Raw genomic sequence first — 26,122 nt, forward strand, 5'->3', positions numbered from 1 at the left:
GGTTAATTTTGTGGCCCCTACCACATCATCCACCCCAATAAGAACTTTTTGGACAAGCATGGCCACATCCTTAGCCCCCTGGGTGGACTGTTCAGCCAATTTACGAACTTCTTCAGCCACCACCGCAAAGCCACGGCCCGACTCCCCGGCCCGGGCAGCTTCAATGGCCGCATTCAAAGCCAGCAAGTTCGTCTGATCTGCCAGTCCGGTAATAGTTACGGTTATGGAATCAATCTGCCTGGAGAGCTCACTAAGTTGCTGCATCAATTCTTCCGTCTCCAAAGTTTGGGTGTGAATGGTCCGCATGCGGCTAATGGCATCGCTGACCGTGTTTTTACCTTGCTCTGCCGTTTCCATAGTCTGCTTTGAATTATTGGCGGCTGCTTGACTTTGGTTTTTGGCGATTTGAGTTAAGGAGGAAAGCTCCAAAAGAACTTGGGAGGCTTCGACAATAGATTTGGCCCCAGTGTCGGATTCGCCGGCAACATTCTGCATACTTTGACTTACTTCGTTAACAGCTACCGATGCTTCCTCACTAGAGGCAGCCAATTCCTCAGCAGTGGCTGCCAAGTTTTCCGTAAGATGCCGTACATTTTTTACTACATCGGCTAAACGTGTAATCATGACGTTAAAAGCCGCACTCAAGTCCCCGAATTCATCACTGGATTTCACCGGTGCCAAGACGGTCAAATCCCCGAGACCGGCTCTGCTCATTGTCTCTTGAAGCTGATTAATAGCGTTGAGGACATAGCGGGTAAGCAGATACCCGATAACCGCCGCAGCTAAAGCAGCCACCAAGGTTCCCAGGATATTAATCTTTGTTACCCATTCAATATTATGATGAATAGCTTCTTCATTAACTGCCAGTTCTTCCTTCTGCCTTTCAATGACGGCACTCAAGCATTCCAGCATCGGCTCCGCTGAGGGCCCTAATCCCCAGCTGCTCTCTGAAGTATAGGTCTCCAAAAGGGTATCCAGCTGCTGAAGATCAGCCCGGTCCCGGGCTGTCAATTCATAACTCTCCATCACCGTGAGGCTTTGTTTAATCTTAGCCAACCCTTGATCATAGGCTGTCTTAAAAGTTTCCCGTTCATTCTCTGTGCCGGCATAAGTGGAACGATCCTGATTGTTATCCGCCGCAGCAATATCCGTTTTTATTTCCTGAGCTAGATTCATGATAGCAGTATGTTGTAAAATTTCATCTACCCCTGTATTAACCTTTTGTTGAAATAAGAACGTGGTCAGAATAGCAGCTAGGAAGATGACAATTATCCCCAAGTACCCGCCGAGAACACGGAAGCGGACCCCCATTTTCATGTCGACACCTCTTTTTTCATAAACTACTTAAATTATCTCGAAAACTTTATTAAGGCGGGTTAATTGAAAAAGTTCCTTCACTGCCCCTTGGAGTCCTCTGACTGTAATCCCGCCGCCCCGTTCAATAGCACGCTTGTGGATAGCCACTAAAACACCTAATCCCGAACTGTCGATATAAGTAAGCTTTTGCATATCAAAAATAAAACGAGACTTCCCCTGCTCGCCAAGCTCGATAAGATTCTCTCGCATAACCGCCGCATCTTCGACATAGATCTTACCTTCTAATTCCACATATACCTCATTTTTATCAACACGAATACCGATCGACATTAACCTACCTCCTCAAATTATCACGACAAATTTTTCATAAGCATTACCGAGTTCCCTTTGGCATTATAGCGTACTTTATCCATAACCGCTCCCATTATAAAAATCCCGCGGCCGGACTCTCCCCATTCCCACTCCTTTGCTTTACTTTTCTCCAAAGCGTACATCCTCGCCATAACCTGGTCTGCACAAAAACCACTCCCATTATCCTTAACGCGAATAAGTAGAATATTGGCATGAAACAAATACATACTTAAGGTTACTGCCGGTTCGGCTACTTTTTCTAACGCGCACTTAAAAGCATTATTTACTGCTTCATTGAGGGCAATCTCCAGCATGGTCACATCGGCATCGGAAAGTTCGTTCTCCCCCCGTTTCCCCAACGCCTTCTCCAAGCATAGGCATATTTGCTCCCGAAAGTTGCGATACTCTTGCACCGAGTAGAAGGTTTTACGCATTAGTTTTTGCCGCATCTCCTTCACCAACCCTCTTTAATTATCACACTCCACTGCAACAACCACTAAGGGTGAACTTTAAAGCAGTGGCATCATCCGTTAGGTCCCTTCCTTTCGCAAAAGAATCCAACCAATTCATCACACTTTTAATGCTCATCTCTTGAAGAGGACAATCCTTTTCCTGGATGAGATCATAAAACCCGTCGGTGAGGAAAATCATACTATCCCCGGTCTTTAAGGAACACTCGTGCTCTTCAAACTCCGCGTGGTCCGAGATTCCTAAAAAGAGTCCCGGTTGACTAATAACCTTAGTCCCCATCCCACCTTCGCTATTGTTAATTAGGAAATGATTAATTCCGGCCATAACATAGCTTAATTTTCCTTGAACCAAATCAATATCAAAAAAAATTGCCGCCGCAAAAGAATCTTCCGGGAGAATGCTCTTGGCTTCATGGTTCATCCACTCCACCTTCTCAGGCAAGGAAATATTGCGTCCAACCACTTGACGGAACAATACCCTTAGCGCTGCTACTTGCAAAGCTGTGGCAACCCCATGACCCATGACATCAAAGAGGAATCCTTTCAAAATCTGATTTTTTTCGTCCCAACGATAATCATAATAATCACCGCTTAAATGATGATAGGGCAGATAAATGCTTCTCATCTTCAGTTTGTCGCTGAAAAAATCCCCGCGCAGAATATTTTTTTGAATCTGACCGGCCAATTCCACCTCTTTACGAATCTTCATATCCTCTGTAATATCTCGAAAAATCGCTACATAATGAGTAAGAATCGAATTCTCGTTGCGAATGGCATAAATATTCAATAATTCCGGATAGATCTCCCCATTCCTGCGCCTATTCCAAATTTCCTTTTTCCACCGTCCCTGTTGTGTTAGGTCCCGCCACATATCTGTATAAAATTTCAGGGATTGCCGACCTGATTTGAGAATCCTGGGATTCTTGCCAAGGACTTCATCCAAGGTATAACCGGTGGTCTTTGTAAAAGCTGGGTTAACATAGCAAATGTTTCCTTGAGGGTTAGTAATGCAAATTCCTTCCTGAGAATACTCAAAAACCCAGGCAAAAAGGTGAAGGGTGGATTCATCATAAATTTCCTTTTTCACTCTAAACTCCTCACAGTACTAAAATACGGCCCTCGCTTTTCCGCTTGTTCTTTTTGGTAAAAATTTATATATTATTTAGTAATATCTTCTCGCAATTTTAGATTAATTCCTGCTAAACAACTATAGTAACTTGAAATATTTATTGGTTGATTCCCATTCAAATAGCAGGATTCTCAGTAGATAAGGTCGAAAAAGAAGGGTGGTCCCTAAAACAATCACTAATTGAATAAAGGAAAGGTGCTAAGATGATTTTCTTAATTTTCACCCTGCTGGTCGCTTTATTCGTAGCTATATTTGCCGTGCAAAATGCCGCCCCCGTAACCATTAATCTTTTATGGTATATGGCCGAAGTTCCATTAGTACTTGTCATCTTGGGTTCAGCCTTAGCCGGAGCCCTCATTGTCTTCTTCATGGCCATCTGGCGTGAGTTCCGCTTAAAAGGCAGAGTCAAAGCGAAAGCCAAAGAGGAAGCCAAAGTCAGAGAGGAAGCCAAGGCGAAGGAAGGGGCGAATAAGGCTAATATACCCTCCCCAACCGGTCCTGCCTTGGCAGAGGAGTCCCCCACGGAATCTGATACATCAAGTTAACGGAGGAATTTGAGCTCGTGAAAAATAAGTATACCTTCTTAATCATCCCCCCGGATCATGGCCCCACTAAGCAATTTCAAATGACCCTGAAGGGAAAGCGTATTTTTATCTCAGGATTATGTTCCCTCGCTGTCCTGATCGGAGGACTATTTTCCTATAACCTTTACCTCTCCCATACAGTGGAAGCCCAACAATCCCAATTAGCGGCTGTTGAAGAACTAATGGCTGAGAATCAAGCAAAAGATCAGGAAATCGCTCGGCTCAGGACCGAGTCCCTGCAAATGGCTCAAGATATTTCCCATATCCAGGAGCTGGAATTAAAGCTGGCCTCAATATTAAAGTTAGACCCCAAGGAGAGTCCTGCTTTTTCACCCACCGCCTCGATGACGGCAGCTGCGACTACGGAAATGAGCCGGGGGACTTCCCCTATGGCCCCTCAAACCATTAACGACCCGGAGCAAATCTCTCGGGAACGTAAGCTTCTCGAGGATTACTACGAGCTGGCCTTAGCGTATCAGGATAAAATCGAACGTACTCCCAGCATCCTGCCTGTCAAGGTAGACTTCAGTATCGCTTCTGAATTTGGTTATCGCAAAAACCCTTTTGGCGGTTGGTCCAGTGAATTTCATAATGGCGTGGATATTCCCTGTGACTATGGTACCGAAGTCTATGCTACCGCCTCAGGAGTAGTATCCGTTGCCCGATTCGACCGGGTCTACGGACGCCTGATTGAAATAAAACACGGCGATGGAATCGAAACCATCTATGCCCATAACTCCCGCTTGCTTGTGGAAGTGGGAGATAAAGTAGAAAAAGGCCAACTAATCGCCTATAGCGGAAACTCCGGCCGCAGCACCGGTGCCCATCTCCATTATGGGGCCCGGATTAATGGCAAAACCGTAGATCCTCTGCAATTCACAAATTTTACAAAGGAGCAATAAATATGTGGGGTAAACCAGAAAATACGAAACGCAACGACCGTTCCTTTCAAGCCGGTGCGGGTGAGACTACCTATATTGCTGCCGATGCGGAATTCAATGGCAAGCTTAGCTTAAAAGGCAATGCCCGTATCGATGGCAAGATCGAGGGCCAAATAATCTTAGACGGGGACTTGATAATCGGTCCCAGTGCTGTAATCAACGCTAATATTAAGGCTAACTCCATCAGCGTCTCCGGTGAAGTCAGAGGGGATGTAATTACCCAAGAGACCTTGGAACTTTGTTCTTCCGCCCGTCTGAACGGGAATATTTTCAGCAAGCAGTTGAAGATCGACCAAGGAGCTCAATTCATAGGGACAAGCCGTCGCTTAGACGATGTTAAACAGGATGTTTATGCCACAGCAGAGCTACCCGCGGCAGCCGCCGGTGAACAGGAATCCGCCACGGAGATCGATGTAGATAATATCTTAAAGCCCTTAGATCCTTTGGAAGACGATACCGCGGAATCCTCCTCGGATAATGAAACAACCCCAAACAAAAACGTTGCTTTCAGCAAATCCTCTAAAACCAGGCGTAGATAAGGTGTAAAGCAGCACATAAAAACAGATTTAAGATGATCCTTCACTTTGTTCAGGCGGACAATCCTAATGCGCCATCCTGAGCGATAACGAAGGGTCTTTATTTATCCTCTTACCGGCTGTAAAATATATTCTTTCTAGTATCAAAAAATGGGGAGCAAGGAATTTTTTATATAGAGGAAATTGCCTTTTTACGGAGAATAATTATGAAATGCACTTTTTTACAAAAGCTAATTTGATAATTATTTGGGGGAAAAGACTTGAAAACCAAGAAATATGTATTATTTGCCTTACTGTTTATCACCTTCACCTTAGCCATTACCTTAGGGATTAACTTTATGCTATACGCCTCAGATGATCATCTCATGGATAAGAGCATCGTGATCTCCGGTGTTGACGTAGGAAATCTTACCAAAGAGCAGGCCGAAGAAAAGATCAATAACCAAATTGATCAGTGGCTGGCCCAGCCTCTAACCTTCCAAGTAAATGGAGAAGCTGTCAAGGTCACCCTGGCGGAACTAGAACCAAAAGTCGATGTGGATAAACCCCTTGCAGAAGCTTACGAGATCGGTCGCAAAAGTTCAATCTTTGCCCGAACCAAGAAGGCCACTTCTGCCCAACCGGCCCAATTCAATCTAAACTTAAGCTGGGATGAACAAAAGCTCACAGAAGCTCTCAAGGAGAGCATGACCCAATTTGAGAAGGAACCTGTAGATGCCGCCTTTAAGATCAACGACAAGAACCTGATGGATATCCAGCGGTCGCAAATGGGCCAGACCATTGATATAGAAGCATTGGTTGCTCAGATTAAAGAAATTCAACTCTTCCAAGACCCCGCTCCCATTAAGGTAGACCTACAGGAAGTAAAACCTGCGGTTACCACAGCGGATCTGGAAGCCAAAAAAATTGACGGCTTAATTGCCAGATATACCACCTGGTTTGACGCAAGCAATACCGAGCGAACCGCCAATGTTCGCCTTGCCGCTGAGGCGTTGGATGGAGCCTTGATTGAACCTGGCAAAGTCATCTCCTTCAACGAAATCGTTGGGGAACGAACCGGGGATAAAGGCTACCAAGATGCCCTCATTGTCGTGAACGGTGAGTTCGTTCCCGGATTGGGCGGTGGGATCTGTCAGGTCTCCAGCACCCTCTATAATGCCGGACTATTGGCGAATCTTAAAATTGATGAAAGATCTAATCACGGCTTAGCCGTAGCCTATGTTCCCCTAGGTCAAGATGCCACTGTTGTCTATGGGGCACTGGACCTGAAGCTTAATAACAATACGGATGCTTACCTCCTTCTTCGCTCCAAAGTCGGCAATGGTTTCGTGACCATCGAATTCTACGGTAAAAGTACACCCGGTCAGGAGATAAGCATCACCAATCATGTGGAAAAAGTGATTCCCTTTGAAACTCAAACCACCGTAGATCCGAAGCTTGCCCCCGGCACCCAAATCATCAAGCAAAACGGCCAAAACGGCTATGTTGCCACTGCCACCCGGATCGTCAAGGTTAACGGCCAAGTAGTGGAGACTCAAAGCTTAGGCAGAAGTACCTATGTCCCTTCACCTCAGATCATTGTCAAAGGACCGGAGCTGCCGGCAAAACCTAAACCGGACCCAAAACCGGAACCGGAACAGCCTAAGCCGGAGCAGCCCAAACCAAACTCTCCGGCAGAGCCCGAGACACCAAGCTCTAATCCGGAACAAGAGCCGGGTAATGCACCAGAACAAGGGCTGGAAGGTTCCCCGGCGGGAAGTGAAAGCTAAATTATAATTATAAAAAATCCGACCATCCCCAAAAGACGGTCGGATTTTTTATATGTATTGCTTTTATCGGGAAAAGGAATAATGTCTAGCGCAAGAAATATTGAGGAAAACCTTTAAAAGTTCTAATAAAAATTAGTACGATAGTAATCATTGATTCTCGCCCTAGGGGAATCCTTAATAGAATCCTTTAGGGCAATTCTCTGCTCACCGACCTGACTCACCGGCATAATTCCCATCAAGGCGTTAGTCAAAAAGACTTCCTCGGCATCCTCTATGAATTCCCAAGGAAACTCTCCCTCTTCATAAGGGATACCAAGCCTTCGAGCACATTCCAGGACCAACCGGCGGCGGGTACCGGGCAAACAACCACAGCCCAAAGAGGGAGTATATAAGACCCCGTCCTTAACAAAAAATAAATTGCTCATAGTCCCTTCAGCCAAATACCCCTTGGTATTGAGCCAGATCCCTTCCCTTGCTCCTTGTGCTTCCGCTTCCTTTTTGGCTAAGATGTTCTCCATATAGTTAGTACTTTTAATTTGAACCAGGGGGGAATACTCATTCCGGGGACGTCTTAGGGGAATAACGGGTATACCTTCCGCATAGTCCCTTTCGGTATATGGAATAGGCCGGAGATGATAAAACCATTGAGAAGGATGCTCCGGCCCTGCCCCTCCGCTTAGGGTAACTCTTAGAGCATAGACTGAGTTTCGTCCTTCCTTCCGACCTACCCTATGCAGGACCTCCAACAACCCCGCCAACCACACCTCATAATCTGGCATATCAAGACCAAGTATTGCCGTCCCCTTGCTCATTCGCTCATAATGAAGCAAGGGGACTTCTATCTGTCCCTCATTGACTCGCAGAGTCTCAAAGAGGCCGTAGCCGAAAAGGGCTAAACGGTCATCACTATTAATATTTATATCTTTCAAAAACCCATCAGCCCCTTCGATTTTCTAGTCATCCTGAACGAAATGAAGGATCTTCTTTTTGGTCCTAGATCCTTCGCTAAACACTCAGGATGACATAGACCTGATCTGTCAATCAGGATTACTCCCCTAAAACCCGCAGCAAAGCCTTAACCTTCTGCAGGGACTCCTTGTACTCCTCTTCCGGGATTGAATCAGCTACAATTCCCCCGCCACCGTTGAAGTAGGCATAGCCATCCTTTAAAAGAATAGTCCGAATCACGATATTGGTATCCCAAGCTCCATCAAAGCCGATATAGCCGATACTTCCCGTATACAGTCCCCGCTTATAGGGTTCCAGCTCCTCGATAATCTCCATCGCCCGAATCTTCGGTGCTCCGGTAATAGACCCACCGGGAAAGATAGCTTTAAGGATCTCGCTGACCTTAAGATCAGGCTTAAGCCGGCCCACGATAGTAGAGACCAGATGCCATACAGTAGGGTATTTTTCCAAGCGAATCAGATCCGTCACTTGCACCGACCCATAGCGGCAGATACGGCCTAAGTCATTGCGCTGAAGATCAATGATCATCGTAAGCTCTGCCCGGTCCTTTATACTTTCCTGCAGTTCTTTGGCCAAGGCTTCATCTTCTTCCGGGGTTTTACCCCGGGGGCGAGTACCTTTAATCGGGCGAGTCTCGATCTGCCCTTCCGCATTAATCCGGACAAACCTCTCCGGGGAACTGCTGAGAATCTGGAAATCCCCATAGGGCAAAAAGGCCGCAAAAGGAGCGGGATTGCAGGCATGAAGTGCTTGGTATAACTCAAAGGGATCCTCGTGATAAGGAATCTGAAAACGCTGAGTGAGGTTAGCCTGATAAATATCTCCCGCATAGATGTAATCAATCACTCGCTGGAGGTCCTTAAGGTACTGCTCTTTGGAGACAGTAAGATAGGCAGGAGAAGTGTTATTTTCTCCCTCGTTGCTTAACCCCTGTAATTCAATACTTCGCACACTTTCTTCATAGCTCCTACCTGACAGATCAAGGCCTTGCCTCGGTATTTCATGGCCTTCCCATCTCTTATTAGGTCGCTGCTCTTGATCAGGTTCTTTACTATATACCCTATCATAATTCTCAAAGAACCTATTAATCACACCTAGTAACCGCTCCACTCTCGCCTCTGCTAAAGAGCGAACGCATTCACCGGACTCGGTCATGCCACAGGCCAGCAGGGTATATCGAGCACTTTCATGATCATAAACCAAGACCCCGTCATACCAGCTAAACCGCCACAAAGGGATCTCCAGATCATTGACGGCACTTTGAGACATATTCTCCAGTTCGTCTTTAAGATCATAAGTCCAAAACCCTACAGCTCCACCGACGAAAGGGAATTCGGTAGGATTGGGCACCCGATATCGCTCCATTAGATCATCGAGAATCTGTAAAGAACTTCTTCCTTGATAAGAAATCCACTCTTGCTTAAATATGCTGTCCCGTGCCCCCATATTTTTTAATTGGCCAATCTTTCCAGCCACCCCATCGGCAAAGGATATATCAACTTCCAAACTTTTTACCTCTACATATTCCTTATAAGCACTGGCTTGCAAAAAGGGAAAAGCCCCGAGAAAGGAATACTTACCTAAATCTCCGTAGCGATTACCGCTGTCAAGGAAAAAAGGATACTCACACTCCTTAAAGGCCGCCAATAGCTCTAGGGGTGAGACTTTTAAATCTAACTCCTTGGTAACCCAAGTTGAATGAATAGAACCACAACGCATATTTTGCTTTTGTGCTTTCCACCAAGCTCGAGCATTATTTACTGCATTAGCCAGTAGTTCATGCCCCTTCTCTGTAAGAATAGCTTCCGGATGGAATTGCACCCCTTCAATAGGCAGTTCCCGATGGCGAATTCCCATGATCTCGCCATCAGCAGTTTCAGCCGTGATCAGGAACTCTTCCGGTAAGCTCTCTCGCTCCAAGGCCAGAGAATGATAGCGGGTAACAGTTAAGGGGTTAGGCAGACCGGCAAACACACCTTGCCCATCATGGCTAATTTTTGAGACCTTGCCGTGGACAGGTGCCTTAGCCCGAATAACTTTTCCCCCGAAGATCTCACCGATGGCTTGGTGCCCCAGACACACCCCGAGAATCGGGACCCTTCCCTTAAAATAATCAATTACCGTCAAGGCAAACTGAGCATCCTTGGGTGCACAAGGCCCCGGAGATATAACGATCAGTTCCGGCTTAAACTCTTCTATAGCTGCAATCGTACATCGATCACGGCGAAGTGCAACAACTTCCTCACCTAATTCCCCAAAATATTGGTAAAGGTTAAAGGTAAAAGAATCAAAATTATCCAGTATAAAGATCAAACCGGCTAGACTCCCTTCAATGTCAGCATTTTTTCAGCAAATAGTATAAGCCAGAATATTCTATACACTCCGCCTAAACTCCTGTTATTTCATTAAAATATTGCTTATTTGCTTAGCTATACAACCTAGAAGTTTTTGTTAAACCCGAATTAACATCAAGAAACCTAGCCACTCTTATGAGCGACTAGGTTTCTCTGGTTTTGGCGAATACTCCGTTATTGAATGTCTATCAATGCGTGATTTCCGTTATACTCTGCAGGAAAATGAGGTGGAACATATTAACAGCGATATGAATAGCGGGCTCTAGATTCCTTAATTTCATCGGGAAAGAAGGTTTTCGGAGGAATTTCCAATACTTTTGCAATCTTAATCCAAGTATTCGGAGTCCCTTTACGTAAACCTTTTTCTAATTGGAGCAAATATCCATAGTCTAGCCCAGTTTTTTTAGCTAGTTCTTTTAAAGTCATACCACCGGCTAGCCGCCATTCTCGCAAATTGTTCTTCTTATTCATTAGAAAACATCCCCTTTCTGATCAATATTGTGAACATTATAGCATAAAATGTTTAATTTTGCAAATAATAAAAGGATACTCTGTCTTTTTCAAGAAAGGAATCGTACTCCTACATCACTACTAACAACAAAGAAGGGGATTTTGTGCTCGAAATTGGAAAAAGGCTAAAAGAACTTAGAAAAGAGAAGAACTTGAGTGCTGCTGAATTGTCTCTGCAATCAGGCGTTGCCCGCAGTCTCATAAGCCAGATTGAAACCGGAAAACGCCAGTCTACTAGTATCGATACTGTCTACCGTTTAGCCAAGGCTCTCGATGTCCCCGTTTCTTACCTTTTATCAGACCCATCTAGTTATCCCTCACTGTATAAACAAAGCAAAAGTGATTCTCGTATGTATTTGAAGGAACAAGATCTTGCCTATCTTCCCCTCCTCCAAAAAGCTAAGGCCGCTGGGCTGACCCCTGAACTGCTCAGTGAATTGATAGACATCATTTCCCGTCTACAGAAAAAGTAAGAACAAAGCCCTTCAACCTATAAACCTTCTCTTCTCATTCCGAACACCCATTCTATTTAAGAATATATATTCTATACCCTAACCAAAATTCCTTCTTTAAAATGCAAAAAGCCAACCACTTTTTAGTGATTGGCTTGTATATTCAATGTAATTCGTATAGCAAAGCCCATTTATTGAGTTCTTCGTAGGCTTTTTCAATCTCCGCCATGAAATATTTGGGCTTAGCTTTATGCGTCTTCTCCAAGACATCTTTAACTGAACTATTGCCTAAAACATATTTTTCATTATGGTCGATAAAGTAAATAGTAGCGTATAATTCTAAATCCGAAGGAGACTTACTTCCGAAAATCTTGATTAATTCACTAATCTTGGTCTGTTCGTTAGCCCCTAACCCTTCCTGCTCTGAAGCATGCTTAGAAAAAGAGTCGGATATGCAATACTTATATCTGCTATTTTCTACTAAGCCTATCTGATGGTCTTCCAGTAAATCCTCAAAATCAGCGGCGAGATTGTCCGAGTAAGGACCATAATAGTGAAAGCGAAAAGAATACCCTGTCTCTAAACCAAAAGCCCTTGCCAGATACACCATTTTTTGTAGTGATTTCTTTCCATTAATCTCACCTAATTGGTTAATCAAAGCTGTTAAAAAAGCCTTTTTCTCCATATCCATACCTCCAATTAATTACTTAAAACGCCTTCCTAATGCCTCCTTTTTTGTCTCCATTTCTTTATATATTTTCTGAGCACTCTCTATTTCATGTACAAATTTTTGCCACCTGTCATCCACAGTATCCATATGATCCTTTATTGCCCTATAAGCATTTACCCCATCAGCAACATAATGCTCTTTATTGGCATACACACGGATTATGTTAATTTTGCTATCGGATACTCGGCTCCATGATATACTAAATAGGATGTTCCAAGTTGACGAATATATCTTAACCGTTGAAAAGGAGAGGAATTTACAATTGCCAACTCCCCTTCATTCAGAGTTATCATCCCATGAATTGGATCGCGAAATTGATATTCCATATCCTATACCCCTTTCGTTCGCACCATAGTACAACGTTTTGCCTAAAGCAAACGTTTGTTTGCACTTATGATTCGATACAAGGGATATAATATCCTCTTTTATCGGATAATTTATTTGTAATTTTCATAAGTTTGGAACTATTTGATTATATTTAAGCTAAGAAGAAACGACCTTAAGCCAAAGTACTTTAGCTATTCCTTTCTAATCCATTTTTCCTTATTTCAACAAACTCATCAGGATCCGTATAGATTTTCCTCCAGCGAGACAAAACCGCGGTGAGCGGCACTTCTCTGAAGAGCAAATAGCTCCCTTGGCTAGGGATGGGCTACTTGCTCTTTTTCATTACTTCCATTAGCAAAACTATTAAAGTCGCGAATGCTATCGCAAACATAGTCCCCTCTAAGAATAAGAATTACCTCCGTAAACTATTAATTGAAATTACTTGGTTTCCTTGTTATATTTATTGTAGGAATTCAAAGATATACGTATTTATTAGATAATTGTGCATATACTTTTAGGAGAGGTTACATCTATGCCCACGATGGCGACGGAGTGTGATGTTATGAATCGTAAGATAATAAACGTTTCTAAAAAGCGACAAATCACGATACCTTTGCGATTTTATAAACATCTTGATCTCGAAAGTGAAGTTGAATGTTCCTTAGAGGATGGTGCCATTGTAATTCGTCCTCTTCATAGAGAACCCGGTGAGTTTTCCGTTGAAATACTCAAAGACCTAGTTTCCCAGGGATATTCAGGCGATGAGTTAGTAAAGCGTTTTGAAGTAGAAAGTAAAAATATTAAGAAGGCTATTACTAATATACTTGAAGAAGCGGATGCTATAGCTGCTAGTGAAAAAACTGCTGCGACTTTCGGTGATATCTTTGGTTCGGAGGACTGAACATGTATGAAATACGATTCAGTTCCGCCGCTGAACGCTTTTTCAAAAAATAAAGGAAAAACCTTTAAGGGATGCCTACAAGACAGCTTTACTCAAATTAAGCGATAATCTTTACATTGGTCAACCTAAACGTGGTGATTTAGCAGGCATCTATGGCTTTGATGTAAACTATAAGGGTGTAAATTATGAAATTGCCTACACCATCAGCGAAGTTAACGGGAAAAAGATAATTGTACTTCTTGCCGGAACCCGTGAGAATTTCTTTCAGTCGTACAAGGCAATTCAGCCACAATTTTTAGGGGAACCCTAGTCGCTCATAGGAGTGGCTAGGGTTCTTTCATATATATACAGCTAGTTTATATGATCTATTCACCATAAACGGACAACAAGGTGCATATATATAGAAAGACAGGCCCTTTAAGGCAAGTCATAACTATAATCAAGGGGGGAAAACAAATGAACCCCTCATTCGAGAAAATTAGCGAAGTCTGGTCTCTCATAGGAGCGACCAGACTTCCTTTGCTCAATCGATTGGCCAACAGCTCACTGCTGAAATTATCGAATAGTCACGCTACTGGCATCTGATGTTTTTTCAACTGTTGGTGAGTAAATGCCGGCCTCGTTCTTGATATTGATTTGGAAGGTTGCTGGGTCACCGGTAATTTGATCACCAGAATCCACTAAGTGTTTGGCAATATAAGTGTAGGTGCCGTCGTTATTTTTGACTTCAACAAAACTATCCGGGTTACTCCCATTGATCTTGAAGTTGCTAAGTTTGGTCACAGGTTCATCCGTAGTAAATCTTAGAGTAATTACATCGCCGATGGTAGCTTTGGTGGGATTCGCATTATCTGAAGAAATCGTTACTTTAGAAACTCTGGCATATTTAGGAATTATCGTAACTGCACTTCCATCAGATGTCGCTTCAATAGTCTGAGAGTAGATCCCGGCAGCGTTCTTTACATTAATTTGGAAGGTTGCAGGATCACCGGTAATTTGATCACCGGAATCCACTAAGTGTCTGGCAATATAAGTGTAAGTGCCGTCGTTATTCTTGACTTCAACGAAACTATCCGGGTTACTCCCATTGATCTTGAAGTTACTTAATTTTGTCACAGGTATACTGGATGTAAAGGTTAGTAAAATGGTGTCGCCATTCATAGCTTTTGTCGTATCAGCGTTATTTGAGGAAATCTTTACATTGCTGATGATGGGTTGTGCTACTACATTTACGGTACAGCGAGCTGTCTTTAAGCCATCCACGGTTGTGACCGTAATGGTTGCCACACCTGGGGCCAAGGGAGTCACCACACCCTGACTATTAACCGTTGCCACATCTAAGTTACTGGATGTCCAGGTTACATTCTTGTTCGTTGCGTCGCTAGGGGATACAGTGGCTGTTAAAGTCCCTGTTGATCATCCCGCTGACAGATTCAGCGTGGAGCGATTCAAGGTTACAGCTGTTACACTAATCTTCCCGGTTCCTTGAGAATCGGCTACCGTCACCCTACAAGTTGCCGACTTACTTCCATCTTCTGCTGTTACAGTGATATATGCTGTTCCAGCCTTGACACCGACGACTTTTCCGTTTGCATCAACCGTTGCGATTGCTGTGTTACTGGACTTCCAAGTGACATTTTGATTCGCTTTATAGGGAGCGATTTTCACGGCCAGGGTAGCACTATCCCCGACATTAAGGAACATTTTCTTTTTTAAAATTATGGCAGATACTTTATGGGTTTTGCTATCCTTCGCAATGCTTTGGTTAGATTTTACCTGGGACTGTGCCCAAGATGGGGGTGCTGCCAGCACAGGCAATGAAGAAGATAGGAATAAACTCACAATACAGACCGTTGAGAATAATGCTTTAAACTTTCGTTTCACTAAGTGTTCCTCCTTCAAATCGTATTCACTAGTTAATACGAAAGTACAACGGTATTTTATGGGGTGGTTTCCAATATTTTTTACTTAAATACCTTCTCTCACATCTAATTGGCTGAAAGGTTAATTCGGTAGTCTATCCATATAGTCCCCTCTGAGAATGGGAATCATCTCCAAGCCTTTTATCGTCCATGTTGAGGACATCGATGGTATCAATATGAAGCTTATCGGCTAATTCCTTGGCCGCTAGGTACTGATTTTTCCTTTTGGACGATTTCCGCAACAAAACCTTCATCGGCTATATCCCCTTGAAAAAAGGAATATCCTTGCCAATAGCATCTCTATGTCCAGTGACTAGGCTATCAAGTACGACTGGCCGATACCCTGCTTATGGGGTACTACTAATAATTTTTAGCCTCTTTATGGCTTAAAACTAACTGAGTCAATTACCTGTGATCAACAGGCATTGTCCCGCCTCATCCAGTTTATCCACTTCATCCCATAAATAATGCTCGAAAGCAGTGGCCTACATAAGGAGAATCAGCTAAATGTTCTAAATACCCCTGATGGGATCGCCGCCTTCATTTTTTCAACACTATTCGACATTAGCAAACCTATCAGCCATAATATCTTCAGACTATATCTAAGGAGCGAGGATAATTATGGAAGAGATAAGAAAGCTAAGCACTGCCTATTTGGAATATTGCTCTTACCAAAAAAAATTAAACCCAAAAACTATAAAAGCTTACGCAATCGACTTAAACCAATTCATCAATTTCATGGAAGAAAACGGCTTAGAGATTGGCAAAGCCGGTATTTCTGTCTATATTACTCGACTTCACAAACTGTATAAACCGAAAAGCATTAAGCGCAAAATCGCTTGTTTAAAAGCATTTTTCAGTTACCTTGAATACGAGGAAATACTCGACCGAAATCCCTTTAAGAAAATCAATGCCAAATTTCAAGAGCCTTTTCTGTTGCCCCGGACTATACCGATTAATATTTTACAGGAGATTTTGTCCCGTGCTTATCAAGAGGCCTCTTCTCCTGCCTTAACTAAATATAAACTTAATGCAATTCTTCGCGATATTGCCGTATTGGAGCTGTTATTCGCAACCGGCTTAAGAGTATCGGAACTGTGCTCCTTGGCGGAAGGTGATATTGATCTGGTTGATCAAACCATCCGTGTTACCGGAAAAGGAGCCAGAGAAAGGATTGTGCAAATCGTCAATACCGATGTCCTGGCAGCTCTCTCAGCCTATTATCAATGCTTCTCTGATACGATCCAGCAAAGCGGCTTCTTTTTTGTCAACAGACTAAAACGCCGCTTATCAGAACAATCCGTCCGGTTTATGATCAATAATTACGTGGAGAAAGCCGGAATCTCACTCCATATCACCCCGCATATGTTCCGCCACTCCTTTGCCACCCTACTTTTGGAAGAGGATGTGGATATACGGTATATTCAAAAGCTATTGGGCCACAGCTCAATTACTACTACCCAGATTTATACCCATGTCACATCAGCTAAGCAGAAAGATATTCTGGCCACTAAACATCCCCGCAATAAGATCGTCTTCAATAAAGGATAATATGTAATTATCCTAGATTATATGCGGACACACAGATATGGATCATACAGTTTTTTCGTGGCAGCAAAACGATTTTGAAAGTCTGCTGAAAGCCTATTCACATCGAATTATCCTTATATACAGTAAAGACATCTCTTCTCCCTATCACGTCTTTACCGCATTTTATGATTACCTGTATAATACGGGACTTTCCACTTTTTTTGTGTCCAAAAGCAATCCGGCTTTAAAAAGCCCGCTATTGCCATTTTTACGTGCTGCAGATGGAACTACAGCTACATCTGGTATCGGGACAGGAGTAACAAAAGCATTTATAAAGGATATCACACAATCTGACACTTTAGCACAGATTTATGAGAATATCATGAAACCGAGAGAAGCACATTCTCTTTATCTGAGCGAGCATGAAAATGAATTGATTTTACGATATGGCAGAGTGGTCGGAGGAAATATACCTGTATTCTTTTTTTTCGGATATCCATATTTTGATTCGGCCTCTAAAAACTTAACGGAGCTCTTGGTATCCGGTCAGCTTGATCAGGATTATTCTTTTCTTTCAGGGGCAAAATATGTCTTCTTGTGCGATACGGAGGACGAACTGACTGCCTACAGCAATATAATCATGTATGAGCATGTTGATCTTACGTTATCTGATCCCGATGTCAATAATATGGAGGAAATTCTCTCAGAATTTTCCCCTTCTTTAAGATTGCAACCGGAAGAACAGGACAAGCTGTTTCATTTAGCTGGTGGACGATTATCCGTTATCGATCTGTTGGCAAGGTATTTGTTAGAAAATGGTGCTACACAGATTGATCGCGCATGCCAAGATGCGATTGATGCTGCCTTGAATGATAGACTGGAACGCTTGGGGCAGAGTGGTTATGAAGTAAAAGCTGTTCTTGAAACGGCTGCTGTGATTGGAAATAGCTTTGCGATTTCTTTGCTGAAAAGAGCGGTCAACCAGCCAGAAACATGTGAGAAAATACTGAAAAAGAGTGATGAAGAATTCCTGACCAACTGCACCTCAACAACAGGTAAATTCAAGTATCCAGAAATATGGGCGTACTTTTTACATTTTGTATCCCATGAGAATCTGCAAAGAATCTCCAACACGATAGCGGATGCAATTTATTTCTTTAATCCATACGACTATTACAGCCGCGCATATTACCTCGAACAAGCCGACAATTCTACTGAGGCTTGTGAGCTCTACTTTCTGGCGTATAACAACTTTTATCAGGAAGGCATTACACCTTTAGAAGATTTGGCCGAAAAGCTCAACGAGCTGACACAAGCTTGCGGACTGAGCACTGTCTGGACGAATCTTAAAAAATATTATAGCCTAGTGCAATCTCTTGAATTTCAAAGATGTCTGGAAGTGCTTGAGGATATGCCAATACTAACAACTCCGCGGATACGCCTGCTCACAGAATATTTAAAAGGAATATGTATGCACCGTGCCGGGGACACGATAGAATATCAGCAAACCGCCATGCTGGCCATTGAAAAAGCTGCCGAGTACGCGCGCAACTTAGAGGATGGCGTATGGTGCGATTGTCAAATGGTACTCATTTCGTTCTCTGTAAATATAACTGGGGATATCATGAGGGCTAGAAAAATCAGTTCAGAGTTGGCATATTACTATACAAGTAAAGGCTATTCCCCGTTCGCAAAGAAAGGGCTGCATGCGCTGGAACGAAAGCATGGTGCGCTCTATTCGGTGGAAAAGGCTGTGGTGAAAACGCAACGCAGCGTGGAATACTTCCGCAAGAGCATATATCCATCACAGTACCTTATGGCGCTGAATAATCACTCAGCCAATCTGATTGTACTGGGAAGCTTTTCTGAAGCAAGGAGTTACCTTGCAGAGGCATTGGAATTTATTGCAAAGAGCAACCGCACGACCATCAATTCAAAATATATACTAAATAACTATTTTCTCTGTGGGGTTTTATCAGGCGAAATTACACCCCACTACGCATATGGAAAGATGATACAGCTGCTCGAGAATGAAGATTTCGGTGACTGGCAAATCATCTTAAAATTAAACAGCGCGATATATTTGGCTCTCGGCGGTCATTTGAAAGAGGCGGCAAAAAAGCTTGTAAAGTTGGAGGAATTGTCCAGAGAGCTTTCAGATGATTATTACCTTTACTATGTATATGCGAACCTTGCGGCTGTACATTATTTGCAGGGGCACGCAGATGAGGCGGTTTCCTTGTTAGATAAATATTGCACGCAACCGCCCGCACTGTTTAAAGAAACCGAAAAATACTATCTGAGAGAACGTACAAAAGAGTGGATTACTACTATGAAGCGTAAAAAGATATCAAATCCCTGCGCTTTTGATACATTTCTTTTAAAGAAGCATCCAGAAAAAACACAATGGGCATTCAGCGGACGAGGTTTTCTCTATTCGGATATACAATTCTGGTCGGAACCATAGTATTAGCTAGCTAGTACCGCCAAAACTCCATCAGACGCCGCTTCATAAAACTTTAATATTTTCAATTAACCTTTTTTATTGCCGCACCTAATATAGTTTTAGCAATATGTGATGTGTTAAAACCGTTTCTTTTAAAAGCAAAGCTGACGGAGCTATGAGAAACAAAGTGGGGATTTGTTGAAACATCTGTAACGTAAAAGGTCCCGTCAGGCTTAATTCGGAAATCAACCCTACATAAACCTTCCATACCAAGAATCGTCGCCACAGTCTTTGCACATTCCTGAATAGCAGGAGTAAAATGAAATGCGGACGCAAAATCATAAAAATCATACTGATCAAAATAGATACGCCTATAGTCAAGGAAATTATCTCCGAGAAACTGTTGATTACCAACAGATATTCCGATCGGCTCACATAAATATGTTACGTTTTCAATTCGCACGAGTGGGGTTTCCGCTTCATAACCATCTATAAACTCCTGCACTATAACAGGTTGCCTGTGGGTTTGCGTTTTTTCGCAGATAAGTACATCTGTATGCGATTCATATATTTGAACGGCGTTCTCTTCAATACCTATACTTGCCGATTCATAGATTGGCTTAATTATGATTTTAATCCCTTCGGGAGGCGCGCCGTTCATATGCCATCCATCAAAATAAAGCCATGTTTGGGGTACGTGAACACCGTGCACCGCAAGAAGTTTATTAACATGGTATTTGTGTCTACAAAGGGATACGACATATGCGTTTGAGCCTGTACATTTTAAGCGATGCAAATTACAAAATGCGGGTATGAGCGACTTTCGTCCAGGACCGACGCCACTTTGGGCTGCATTATAAACTAAGAAGTCCGACCAATTTTTATTAGGGCTATTCAGCACATGACAGAAGAAGTCATCCTCATATGTAAAAAAGTACAATGGTATGTTAAGAGCACTGAACATACCTACAATTTCCTCAAATTCGTCATCTGAAAAATATTCAGTATTCATTTTCGACTCACTCGGTATGCTAATGCGGCTCCCCGACTTTGTGTTGCAGACAATAAAGACGCACTTATTCATCAGCTCTTTATGTGTTTCATCCCACAGAATCTTAAGCTTATCAAGCACTATAACCCCCCTGATAAGGAATAATTACATATTATCCTTTATTAAAATTAGCTTTGCAAACTTCAGCAAAGTACAACTCTACTCCAAATTACCGATATCTTCGTAGGAGATACGTACAAATTTTAATATATCACTGGAAGCCTTGGTATTACTGAGCTTGCAAAAGACCCCAATAAAGGTTTAGATGTCCTATGAAGCATAGTATATCACCTTTGGATTGATTATTATGTAATAGTTTGTCGAATCCATTAAAGTATTCTCCTATTACTATAAATCATGGACATGTCAACGGAAAAATGGTTGGCTCCCTCTACAAACCGGCGATATTGTTGTGCTCCCGGCTCAGATAGTAGTGCTAACATAAAAGTTGACCACCAAAATACACTTTGCTAACCAAAAAGTTGACCACCTCTAGAGCCTAATCCTGTATGATTGGAGTTGCTAAGACAACAATCGCACAGGGGGAAAGGACATGCTAGAGATGGTCGATAAAGAGTATATCAGAAAAAAGTACTTTATTGAAGGGTGGTCTATCCGGAGGATTAGTCGCAACTTAAATATAGCCCGGCAGACCATACGAAAAGCCCTTAAAGATTCCAATATACCTCAATATAACCTTACTAAAGAGAGGCCCTCACCCGTTTTGGAGCCGTTTAAAGAGATTATTCGTGAGTGGCTAAAGCAAGACGAATCCGCACCTCCTAAACAAAGACATACAGCAAGAAAGATCTATGACCGCCTGAGAGAAGAACATGGATTTACAGGAGGAGAATCTACGGTCAGGACCTTTGTTCAAAAAGAAAAGAAGAAACATGTTGAGATGTTCATCCCCTTAACTGCTGATTGGGGTGAGCAAGCCCAGGTCGACTGGGGCAGAGCTAAAGTCTATATCAACGGTAAATATACTGAAGTATGCCTGTTCTGTCTGAGGTTAAAAGCAAGCCTCGTACCCTTTGTTTGGGCCTTCCCTACGGAAAGACTGGAAGCCTTTCTTGAAGGGCATAAAAGGGCTTTCGAGTGGTTGGGAGGAGTTCCATCAAGCTTGGTCTATGACAATCCTAAAACCGCTGTAACCAAGATTCTTAAAGGTCCACATCGCCAAGAACATACTGTCTTTTCAAGTCTACGAGCCCATTACTTATTTGACAGTGACTTTTGTAATCCGGCGAGTGGAAACGAGAAAGGGACCGTTGAGAATCTCGTCAAGTTTGTGCGGCGTAATGCGATGGTTCCAGTTCCTCACGTCAATTCCCTTGACGAGCTCAATGAGCATCTTCTTAGTTGGTGTGAGAAACAACGCCAGACCCGGCTCAAGGAATGGGAGCAAGAACGAGAAGGTCTTAGACCTCTTCCTTCTGTACCCTTTCAGTGCTCACGAACTCATATGGTTTCCACAAGCCGATTACTTCTTTTTCAACTTGATCGTAACCATTACTCTGTGCCGGTTGAATACGGGAATCGCCATCTTCGAGTGGAAGCCTTTGTTGACCGGATTGAGGTGTATGACTCCTCAAAGCTGGTCACTGTTCATGAGCGTTCCTACAGCCGTGGTGAGAAAGTGATGAAACTAGAACATTATTTGCCCATCATTAAAACTAAACCGCGAGCTGCTAAAAATGCTTTAGTGGTCAGAAAGCTTCCTGAAGTTTACCAAAAACTCAGAGTTCAGCTTTGTAACAAAAACCCCGAAGGATACCGTGAGTTTGCAAAGATCCTGTTGCTTAATCTTGAGTTTCGCTTTGAAGATGTACTTACAGCCGTGGAAGAAGGTCTTAAGCAACACTGCCCAACTCAAGAGTCGATACGCCAGATTCTAACTTTACGCTCTTGTGCCTCTAAGGTTTCGATTAAAGAAACGAAGTCTCCCCTAGCCCATTTAGATGTACCGGTGGACACGCCTGCTAAATATGATCACCTGATGGGAGGGGCACAGCATGACGGAGTTGCTTGACGCAAAGGAAGCCGTGGTCGATATCTACTGTAAGCAGCTTAAACTTCCTGGCCTTAAGGCCCATTTTAGAGATTTAGCCCGGGATGCCATGGCTCAAAACCAAACACCTACTTCCTTTTTAGCCGCAGCCTTAGCTAAAGAAGTTGAGGTTCGTGCACAGAAACGATTATCCACACGTTTAAAGCAATCTCGAATCCAAGAGATTAAGACTATTGAAGGATTTGACTTTACCAGTATTCCTAAAGTCCCTAAACATAAGATTGTTTCCCTGTCCGAATGCAAATTTATCCAAGAGCGAGAAAATGTCATATGTGTAGGACAATCGGGCACAGGCAATTATGCAAAGTATTTCGTTATGTAAAGTCATAGGCATTCTAGCAATAATTGAGCTATTTTACTTTCTATGACTTTACATAATAAATTTAGTTACAAAGGGACTGCAACCAGCTCATTAGATCTTTATCTTCGGTCCATTCAGGCAATTCCTTATCGGTTACACTTATATATGCTTTTTCCAAAGCTTCCCGTTTTGCTTTGGCGTCAGCCTTGGCATAAATCTCAGTCGTCGTTACATTTACATGTCCAAGGAAATCTCGGATATATACTAGGTTTATATTTGCCTGTAACATGTGCATAGCTTTCGAATGCCGAAAAACATGTGGCGATATTGTGTCTGGAAACAATGTATCGGTATGGGTTTTTGCCTTTTCTACATATTTATTAATGATATAGGAGACACCTGCTCGGGTTAATTTTTCGTGCCTATTATTAAAGAAAACTGGAGAATCAAGTTTCTCTGGACGCTGCCACGAAGATTGCTCCTTTAGGTAGCTTTCCAACATCGATTTAGTTTTTGTCATAAGGGGTATACATCTTATTTTCCCTCCTTTCCCAAAAAGATTTACGGTAGCTGGATTTTCGATACGAATGTCGCGGACTCGCAAGTCAATTATTTCCTGAACACGGGCACCGCTATCATATAAAAGTGTCAAAAGAACCAAATCACGTCTGCCATTTCTTGAGTTTATGTTTGGTTCAGCAAGAATAGCTGATAGGACTTCTGGAGACAGGTAATTCATTGGTTTATGGATTCCTTTTTTTAGCGGTAAGTGAAGGATTTTTTGATATATGAGTAAATTCTCCGGTGATTCCATCTGTACAAAACGGATAAAGGAATGTATACCCGCAAGCCTTTGATTTCTGGTAGTAATTCCACAGCCACGATCTTTTTCAATCCAGTCAAGAAACTCATTGATGAAAGAATCAGTTATCATGGTCATTGTCAGTTTTAAAAGGACAATATTTTTCACATCTTTGCAGAACATTAGAAACAGCCTAAATGTATCTCGATATGATTTAATAGTATTTTCGCTGACATTGCGCTGACCCGGAAGATATTTTGAGAGATAATTTGTCAGAAATTTAGCGAAATCTGTATTCTCCATCAGGGCTTTACCTCCGGTATTATCCAATCATAAGCAGCATCAAGCCCTAAAACAATATCTGGATACAGTTCTGCAGTTAACCGGAGATAATATTGTGTACTTCTTGACCCGACATGCCCCATGTATGTTGACAGATACGGTAACGCAGTTGTAAGATTTTTACCCTTCCTTACCCAGTTGCGCAAACAATGGACAGCAAATGTATGGCGAAAATCATGTACCCGCGGCCCCTTTCCCCTTCCGCCATGAGAGATGCCAGCCCTCCATAAATATCTCCTGAAATGATGATATATAGAACCCTCATCATATTTCGTTCCGATACTGTTTGGGAAAAAATATATGGATTTATCCCATACTGGATAAACTTGCATTTGTATTGCATAGTCTTTACTTCGCTTTATTAGTGAGCCAGCAAGTGGCAGAATACGCTCTTTCCCAAATTTCGTCTGTTTGACAAATACAGTACCTACTTTTAAGTCTACATCGTCCTTTGTTAAGGAAAGGGCTTCGCTTATACGCATGCCAGTTCCATATAGCAGGCGGAAAAGAAGCGAAAATTGAATCTGCCGAAAAGGTGTAGTTTCAGTAGAAGTACATTTATCTACTTCTTTGAAGAAATCAGACAGCTCTTTGTTTGAAAAAATATGCGGGACGTAAGTACCTTCTTTATATGGAACACTTCTAAAAGGAAAGAAATATGCATGATAGCCCATACGCTGCATATATTCCGCCAAGCCACGTATTACACTAATCCGGTGAAGACGGTTGTTTTCCTTTTCATATAGAGTTTTTTCTGTCCATTTAAGAACCAAATCCTTTGTCAAAACAGGTTCATGGTAACCCATTTGCTCATGCAACAAGGCCACATGACGAAGCCGGCTTTCATTTTTTATATATTTATAGCCAACAGCCCGTTTTTCAGCAATAAAATTATCTATAACTTCCCGGAAAGGCGTGTTATCTGACATAATCAAACACCTCCTCAGGATCAAGCGCGCACTCCTGTAGCCTTTTAAAATCAATGTGCAGATAGATATCTGTTGATTTAACACTCATATGTCCTAATATGTCCGAGATAGTTGAAAGTGGCACATCTTGTTCTAAAAGAGTGCTGGCCAAGGTGTGTCTCAACGAATGAAGACCCAATGGTATATCTCTTGGGATTTTAACACCCGCTTCACGAATATATTTAACTAAAATCCTGCTTATGGCCGCATTAGGTGCAAACTCTTCAAAAGGAGCATTGTGTCTCACAAATACAAAGGGAGATTCTGTTTGGGGCCTTCCATGCTTAAGGTAATCAATAATCGCCCATCCGATATCGCTTAGAAGGGGAAAGGAAGCAGGAGCCTTTGTCTTGTGTTGTACAATTTCTAGTGAATTGGTGTTCCAACGGATATTTTCCAAGCGCATTGACTTTAAATCGGAAGCCCTTAAACCCAGTCGAGCAACTAAGAGGAGCATGGCATAATCACGTTTTCCTGTGGGATTACCTCTGTCAATAGTATCCAGAACGATCTTTATTTCAGACGCTTTCCAAACACGCGGAATGCCTGGGGCATAATAATCCTTCAGTTTTGGAAGCATATCCGCTAAATCTTTCTGAATAAAACCGTTAAGATATAAGTGGCGTAAAAAGCATCTCATTGCGACAAGATTGGTTTTAACCGATTTACTTTTCAGGTTTACAAACGTCTTAACATAATCTGATAAGAATGCCGGTGTAATAGAGTTAAAGGATTGAATGGCTTGCTCATCTAAGAAGAAAAGGAAATGCTTAATGCGATTCATCCGGGAATAATTGCCCTGCTCAGAAAAATGCCGATTTTGGCATTCAAGACAATACGATTGAAATCCTTCCTTAAACTGGATTGGACAGGAAGATGCCGCAAGTGGACCCAGTTTTCTTCTGAGAATAACACCATGAATTTGAAAATCTCCCAAAACGCGGACATATCTAATTTGAGTTCGAAGGCTCTTAGTAGGGGCTGCTTCATGAATGGTATCAATGTGACAGTGATAATATTTTTTCAAAAAGTCACTGCCAAGTTCTTCGCTGTAATAGATTTCCCCCCTTTCCTTGGCAAAACGAATGACTCGGCTAAAAAATCGCCTGTAATTCGTTATGGATGTTTTGGCGTAATTCAATTCGTTCATCTTTGCTAAAACGGTAGCAACCAATTCTTCTATTGGCAACACTTGATGGCTCATTACATAACCCCCTAAAATTTGAATTGAAACACTAAGATTTCAATTCAATTCTAATTGATTATGTAAAGTTATAATGTAAGAAAAACCTAATCTGAAAGACTTTTAGGGTTGAACTTTACATAACGAAATACTTTGCATAATTGCC

The 26,122-nt window shown here is 42.4% G+C and carries 26 protein-coding genes and 2 pseudogenes; 11 read left to right on the forward strand and 17 right to left on the reverse strand.

Features of this window, described 5'->3' with window-relative positions:
- The 4 genes from AC1U9U_RS07165 to AC1U9U_RS07180 all read right to left on the reverse strand — a co-directional run.
- Window positions 1-1,311: methyl-accepting chemotaxis protein (locus AC1U9U_RS07165; RefSeq protein WP_479959892.1), on the reverse strand; the 1,311-nt coding region annotated here is incomplete at its 3' end.
- 33 nt (window positions 1,312-1,344) lie between these two features.
- Window positions 1,345-1,647: an STAS domain-containing protein gene (locus AC1U9U_RS07170; RefSeq protein ID WP_479959868.1), complete on the reverse strand. Its 303-nt coding sequence runs from the start codon at window positions 1,645-1,647 to the stop codon at window positions 1,345-1,347.
- A 20-nt stretch (window positions 1,648-1,667) separates the two neighbouring features.
- Window positions 1,668-2,117: an ATP-binding protein gene (locus tag AC1U9U_RS07175; protein ID WP_479959869.1), complete on the reverse strand. Its 450-nt coding sequence runs from the start codon at window positions 2,115-2,117 to the stop codon at window positions 1,668-1,670.
- Between the two features lie 25 nt (window positions 2,118-2,142).
- Entirely contained in the window at window positions 2,143-3,225 is a 1,083-nt protein-coding gene (locus tag AC1U9U_RS07180; protein WP_479959870.1) for a SpoIIE family protein phosphatase, read from the reverse strand.
- Between the two features lie 245 nt (window positions 3,226-3,470).
- Here AC1U9U_RS07180 and AC1U9U_RS07185 point away from each other — a divergent pair, with 245 nt between their 5' ends.
- The 4 genes from AC1U9U_RS07185 to AC1U9U_RS07200 all read left to right on the forward strand — a co-directional run bounded on the left by AC1U9U_RS07185 (window position 3,471) and on the right by AC1U9U_RS07200 (window position 7,097).
- Window positions 3,471-3,812 carry a LapA family protein gene (locus AC1U9U_RS07185; protein WP_479959871.1) on the forward strand — a complete coding sequence of 114 codons (342 nt, stop codon included), beginning with the start codon at window positions 3,471-3,473 and terminating at the stop codon, window positions 3,810-3,812.
- A 17-nt stretch (window positions 3,813-3,829) separates the two neighbouring features.
- Entirely contained in the window at window positions 3,830-4,753 is a 924-nt protein-coding gene (locus tag AC1U9U_RS07190) for a peptidoglycan DD-metalloendopeptidase family protein (protein WP_479959872.1), read from the forward strand.
- Window positions 4,754-4,755: 2 nt separating this feature from the next.
- A complete protein-coding gene (locus tag AC1U9U_RS07195) occupies window positions 4,756-5,331 on the forward strand; it encodes a bactofilin family protein (protein WP_479959873.1) in 576 nt (191 codons plus the stop codon).
- A gap of 257 nt (window positions 5,332-5,588) precedes the next feature.
- Entirely contained in the window at window positions 5,589-7,097 is a 1,509-nt protein-coding gene (locus tag AC1U9U_RS07200; RefSeq protein ID WP_479959874.1) for a VanW family protein, read from the forward strand.
- A 122-nt stretch (window positions 7,098-7,219) separates the two neighbouring features.
- Here AC1U9U_RS07200 and AC1U9U_RS07205 read toward each other — a convergent pair whose 3' ends face one another.
- The 3 genes from AC1U9U_RS07205 to AC1U9U_RS07215 all read right to left on the reverse strand — a co-directional run bounded on the left by AC1U9U_RS07205 (window position 7,220) and on the right by AC1U9U_RS07215 (window position 10,891).
- Window positions 7,220-8,026 carry an aminotransferase class IV gene (locus AC1U9U_RS07205; RefSeq protein WP_479959875.1) on the reverse strand — a complete coding sequence of 269 codons (807 nt, stop codon included), beginning with the start codon at window positions 8,024-8,026 and terminating at the stop codon, window positions 7,220-7,222.
- A 118-nt stretch (window positions 8,027-8,144) separates the two neighbouring features.
- A complete protein-coding gene (gene pabB, locus AC1U9U_RS07210) occupies window positions 8,145-10,379 on the reverse strand; it encodes an aminodeoxychorismate synthase component I (protein ID WP_479959876.1) in 2,235 nt (744 codons plus the stop codon).
- A gap of 278 nt (window positions 10,380-10,657) precedes the next feature.
- Window positions 10,658-10,891 (reverse strand): helix-turn-helix domain-containing protein, encoded by a 234-nt coding sequence (locus AC1U9U_RS07215; RefSeq protein ID WP_479959877.1) that lies wholly within the window; start codon window positions 10,889-10,891, stop codon window positions 10,658-10,660.
- Between the two features lie 143 nt (window positions 10,892-11,034).
- Here AC1U9U_RS07215 and AC1U9U_RS07220 point away from each other — a divergent pair, with 143 nt between their 5' ends.
- Window positions 11,035-11,403 carry a helix-turn-helix domain-containing protein gene (locus AC1U9U_RS07220; RefSeq protein WP_479959878.1) on the forward strand — a complete coding sequence of 123 codons (369 nt, stop codon included), beginning with the start codon at window positions 11,035-11,037 and terminating at the stop codon, window positions 11,401-11,403.
- Between the two features lie 142 nt (window positions 11,404-11,545).
- On the opposite strand, the gene AC1U9U_RS07225 is transcribed toward AC1U9U_RS07220, so the two are convergent.
- Window positions 11,546-12,067, reverse strand: a complete 522-nt coding sequence (locus AC1U9U_RS07225; RefSeq protein WP_479959879.1) for a hypothetical protein — start codon at window positions 12,065-12,067, stop codon at window positions 11,546-11,548.
- Between the two features lie 18 nt (window positions 12,068-12,085).
- On the reverse strand, window positions 12,086-12,265 hold the full coding sequence (locus AC1U9U_RS07230; protein WP_479959880.1) for a hypothetical protein: 180 nt from the start codon (window positions 12,263-12,265) through the stop codon (window positions 12,086-12,088).
- A gap of 706 nt (window positions 12,266-12,971) precedes the next feature.
- Between AC1U9U_RS07230 and AC1U9U_RS07235 the strand changes: the two genes are divergently transcribed.
- Entirely contained in the window at window positions 12,972-13,340 is a 369-nt protein-coding gene (locus AC1U9U_RS07235; RefSeq protein ID WP_479959881.1) for an AbrB/MazE/SpoVT family DNA-binding domain-containing protein, read from the forward strand.
- Between the two features lie 49 nt (window positions 13,341-13,389).
- Window positions 13,390-13,650 (forward strand): type II toxin-antitoxin system RelE/ParE family toxin, encoded by a 261-nt coding sequence (locus AC1U9U_RS07240; RefSeq protein ID WP_479959893.1) that lies wholly within the window; start codon window positions 13,390-13,392, stop codon window positions 13,648-13,650.
- 245 nt (window positions 13,651-13,895) lie between these two features.
- Here the strand turns inward: AC1U9U_RS07240 and AC1U9U_RS07245 are convergent.
- From AC1U9U_RS07245 to AC1U9U_RS07260, 4 genes and pseudogenes are all read right to left on the reverse strand, one after another.
- A pseudogene (locus AC1U9U_RS07245) lies at window positions 13,896-14,738 on the reverse strand (Ig-like domain-containing protein); the annotation flags it as partial.
- 18 nt (window positions 14,739-14,756) lie between these two features.
- On the reverse strand, window positions 14,757-15,224 hold the full coding sequence (locus AC1U9U_RS07250; RefSeq protein WP_479959882.1) for an Ig-like domain-containing protein: 468 nt from the start codon (window positions 15,222-15,224) through the stop codon (window positions 14,757-14,759).
- A 133-nt stretch (window positions 15,225-15,357) separates the two neighbouring features.
- On the reverse strand, window positions 15,358-15,516 hold the full coding sequence (locus tag AC1U9U_RS07255) for a hypothetical protein (RefSeq protein ID WP_479959883.1): 159 nt from the start codon (window positions 15,514-15,516) through the stop codon (window positions 15,358-15,360).
- Window positions 15,479-15,609, reverse strand: a pseudogene (locus AC1U9U_RS07260) (UDP-glucose 4-epimerase GalE); the annotation flags it as partial. The pseudogene AC1U9U_RS07260 and the gene AC1U9U_RS07255, both read right to left, overlap by 38 nt.
- Before the next feature lie 274 nt (window positions 15,610-15,883).
- Between AC1U9U_RS07260 and AC1U9U_RS07265 the strand changes: the two are divergent.
- Complete coding sequence (locus tag AC1U9U_RS07265) at window positions 15,884-16,813, forward strand: tyrosine-type recombinase/integrase (RefSeq protein ID WP_479959884.1); 930 nt, start codon at window positions 15,884-15,886, stop codon at window positions 16,811-16,813.
- Window positions 16,814-16,850: 37 nt separating this feature from the next.
- A complete protein-coding gene (locus AC1U9U_RS07270; RefSeq protein WP_479959885.1) occupies window positions 16,851-19,259 on the forward strand; it encodes a hypothetical protein in 2,409 nt (802 codons plus the stop codon).
- Window positions 19,260-19,320: 61 nt separating this feature from the next.
- Here the strand turns inward: AC1U9U_RS07270 and AC1U9U_RS07275 are convergent, their stop codons facing one another.
- Window positions 19,321-20,370, reverse strand: a complete 1,050-nt coding sequence (locus tag AC1U9U_RS07275; protein ID WP_479959886.1) for a D-alanine--D-alanine ligase family protein — start codon at window positions 20,368-20,370, stop codon at window positions 19,321-19,323.
- 472 nt (window positions 20,371-20,842) lie between these two features.
- Here AC1U9U_RS07275 and istA point away from each other — a divergent pair, with 472 nt between their 5' ends.
- A complete protein-coding gene (istA, locus tag AC1U9U_RS07280; RefSeq protein ID WP_479959887.1) occupies window positions 20,843-22,321 on the forward strand; it encodes an IS21 family transposase in 1,479 nt (492 codons plus the stop codon).
- A complete protein-coding gene (locus tag AC1U9U_RS07285) occupies window positions 22,305-22,682 on the forward strand; it encodes an ATP-binding protein (protein ID WP_479959888.1) in 378 nt (125 codons plus the stop codon). The genes istA and AC1U9U_RS07285 overlap by 17 nt, the downstream gene beginning before the upstream one ends.
- 61 nt (window positions 22,683-22,743) lie before the next feature.
- On the opposite strand, the gene AC1U9U_RS07290 is transcribed toward AC1U9U_RS07285, so the two are convergent.
- The 3 genes from AC1U9U_RS07290 to AC1U9U_RS07300 are packed head-to-tail and all read right to left on the reverse strand — an operon-like array spanning window position 22,744 to window position 25,977.
- On the reverse strand, window positions 22,744-23,766 hold the full coding sequence (locus AC1U9U_RS07290) for a tyrosine-type recombinase/integrase (protein WP_479959889.1): 1,023 nt from the start codon (window positions 23,764-23,766) through the stop codon (window positions 22,744-22,746).
- Window positions 23,766-24,734, reverse strand: coding sequence for a tyrosine-type recombinase/integrase (locus AC1U9U_RS07295; RefSeq protein ID WP_479959890.1), 969 nt, complete (start codon window positions 24,732-24,734; stop codon window positions 23,766-23,768). The genes AC1U9U_RS07290 and AC1U9U_RS07295 overlap by 1 nt, the downstream gene beginning before the upstream one ends.
- A complete protein-coding gene (locus tag AC1U9U_RS07300; protein ID WP_479959891.1) occupies window positions 24,724-25,977 on the reverse strand; it encodes a site-specific integrase in 1,254 nt (417 codons plus the stop codon). The genes AC1U9U_RS07295 and AC1U9U_RS07300 overlap by 11 nt, the downstream gene beginning before the upstream one ends.
- Window positions 25,978-26,122: the final 145 nt, after the last annotated feature.

Source organism: Desulfitobacterium sp. (genome assembly GCF_982384815.1).

What these genes read in the sequence shown, in the direction of transcription:
- AC1U9U_RS07170 (WP_479959868.1), bottom strand. Translation starts at nt 1,647, where the DNA reads ATGTCGATCGGTATTCGTGTTGATAAAAATGAGGTATATGTGGAATTA.
- AC1U9U_RS07175 (WP_479959869.1), bottom strand. Translation starts at nt 2,117, where the DNA reads ATGCGGCAAAAACTAATGCGTAAAACCTTCTACTCGGTGCAAGAGTAT.
- AC1U9U_RS07185 (WP_479959871.1), top strand. Translation starts at nt 3,471, where the DNA reads ATGATTTTCTTAATTTTCACCCTGCTGGTCGCTTTATTCGTAGCTATA.
- AC1U9U_RS07195 (WP_479959873.1), top strand. Translation starts at nt 4,756, where the DNA reads ATGTGGGGTAAACCAGAAAATACGAAACGCAACGACCGTTCCTTTCAA.
- AC1U9U_RS07215 (WP_479959877.1), bottom strand. Translation starts at nt 10,891, where the DNA reads ATGAATAAGAAGAACAATTTGCGAGAATGGCGGCTAGCCGGTGGTATG.
- AC1U9U_RS07225 (WP_479959879.1), bottom strand. Translation starts at nt 12,067, where the DNA reads ATGGAGAAAAAGGCTTTTTTAACAGCTTTGATTAACCAATTAGGTGAG.
- AC1U9U_RS07235 (WP_479959881.1), top strand. Translation starts at nt 12,972, where the DNA reads ATGCCCACGATGGCGACGGAGTGTGATGTTATGAATCGTAAGATAATA.
- AC1U9U_RS07255 (WP_479959883.1), bottom strand. Translation starts at nt 15,516, where the DNA reads ATGAAGGTTTTGTTGCGGAAATCGTCCAAAAGGAAAAATCAGTACCTA.
- AC1U9U_RS07265 (WP_479959884.1), top strand. Translation starts at nt 15,884, where the DNA reads ATGGAAGAGATAAGAAAGCTAAGCACTGCCTATTTGGAATATTGCTCT.
- AC1U9U_RS07270 (WP_479959885.1), top strand. Translation starts at nt 16,851, where the DNA reads ATGGATCATACAGTTTTTTCGTGGCAGCAAAACGATTTTGAAAGTCTG.
- istA (WP_479959887.1), top strand. Translation starts at nt 20,843, where the DNA reads ATGCTAGAGATGGTCGATAAAGAGTATATCAGAAAAAAGTACTTTATT.
- AC1U9U_RS07285 (WP_479959888.1), top strand. Translation starts at nt 22,305, where the DNA reads ATGACGGAGTTGCTTGACGCAAAGGAAGCCGTGGTCGATATCTACTGT.
- AC1U9U_RS07290 (WP_479959889.1), bottom strand. Translation starts at nt 23,766, where the DNA reads ATGGAGAATACAGATTTCGCTAAATTTCTGACAAATTATCTCTCAAAA.
- AC1U9U_RS07295 (WP_479959890.1), bottom strand. Translation starts at nt 24,734, where the DNA reads ATGTCAGATAACACGCCTTTCCGGGAAGTTATAGATAATTTTATTGCT.
- AC1U9U_RS07300 (WP_479959891.1), bottom strand. Translation starts at nt 25,977, where the DNA reads ATGAGCCATCAAGTGTTGCCAATAGAAGAATTGGTTGCTACCGTTTTA.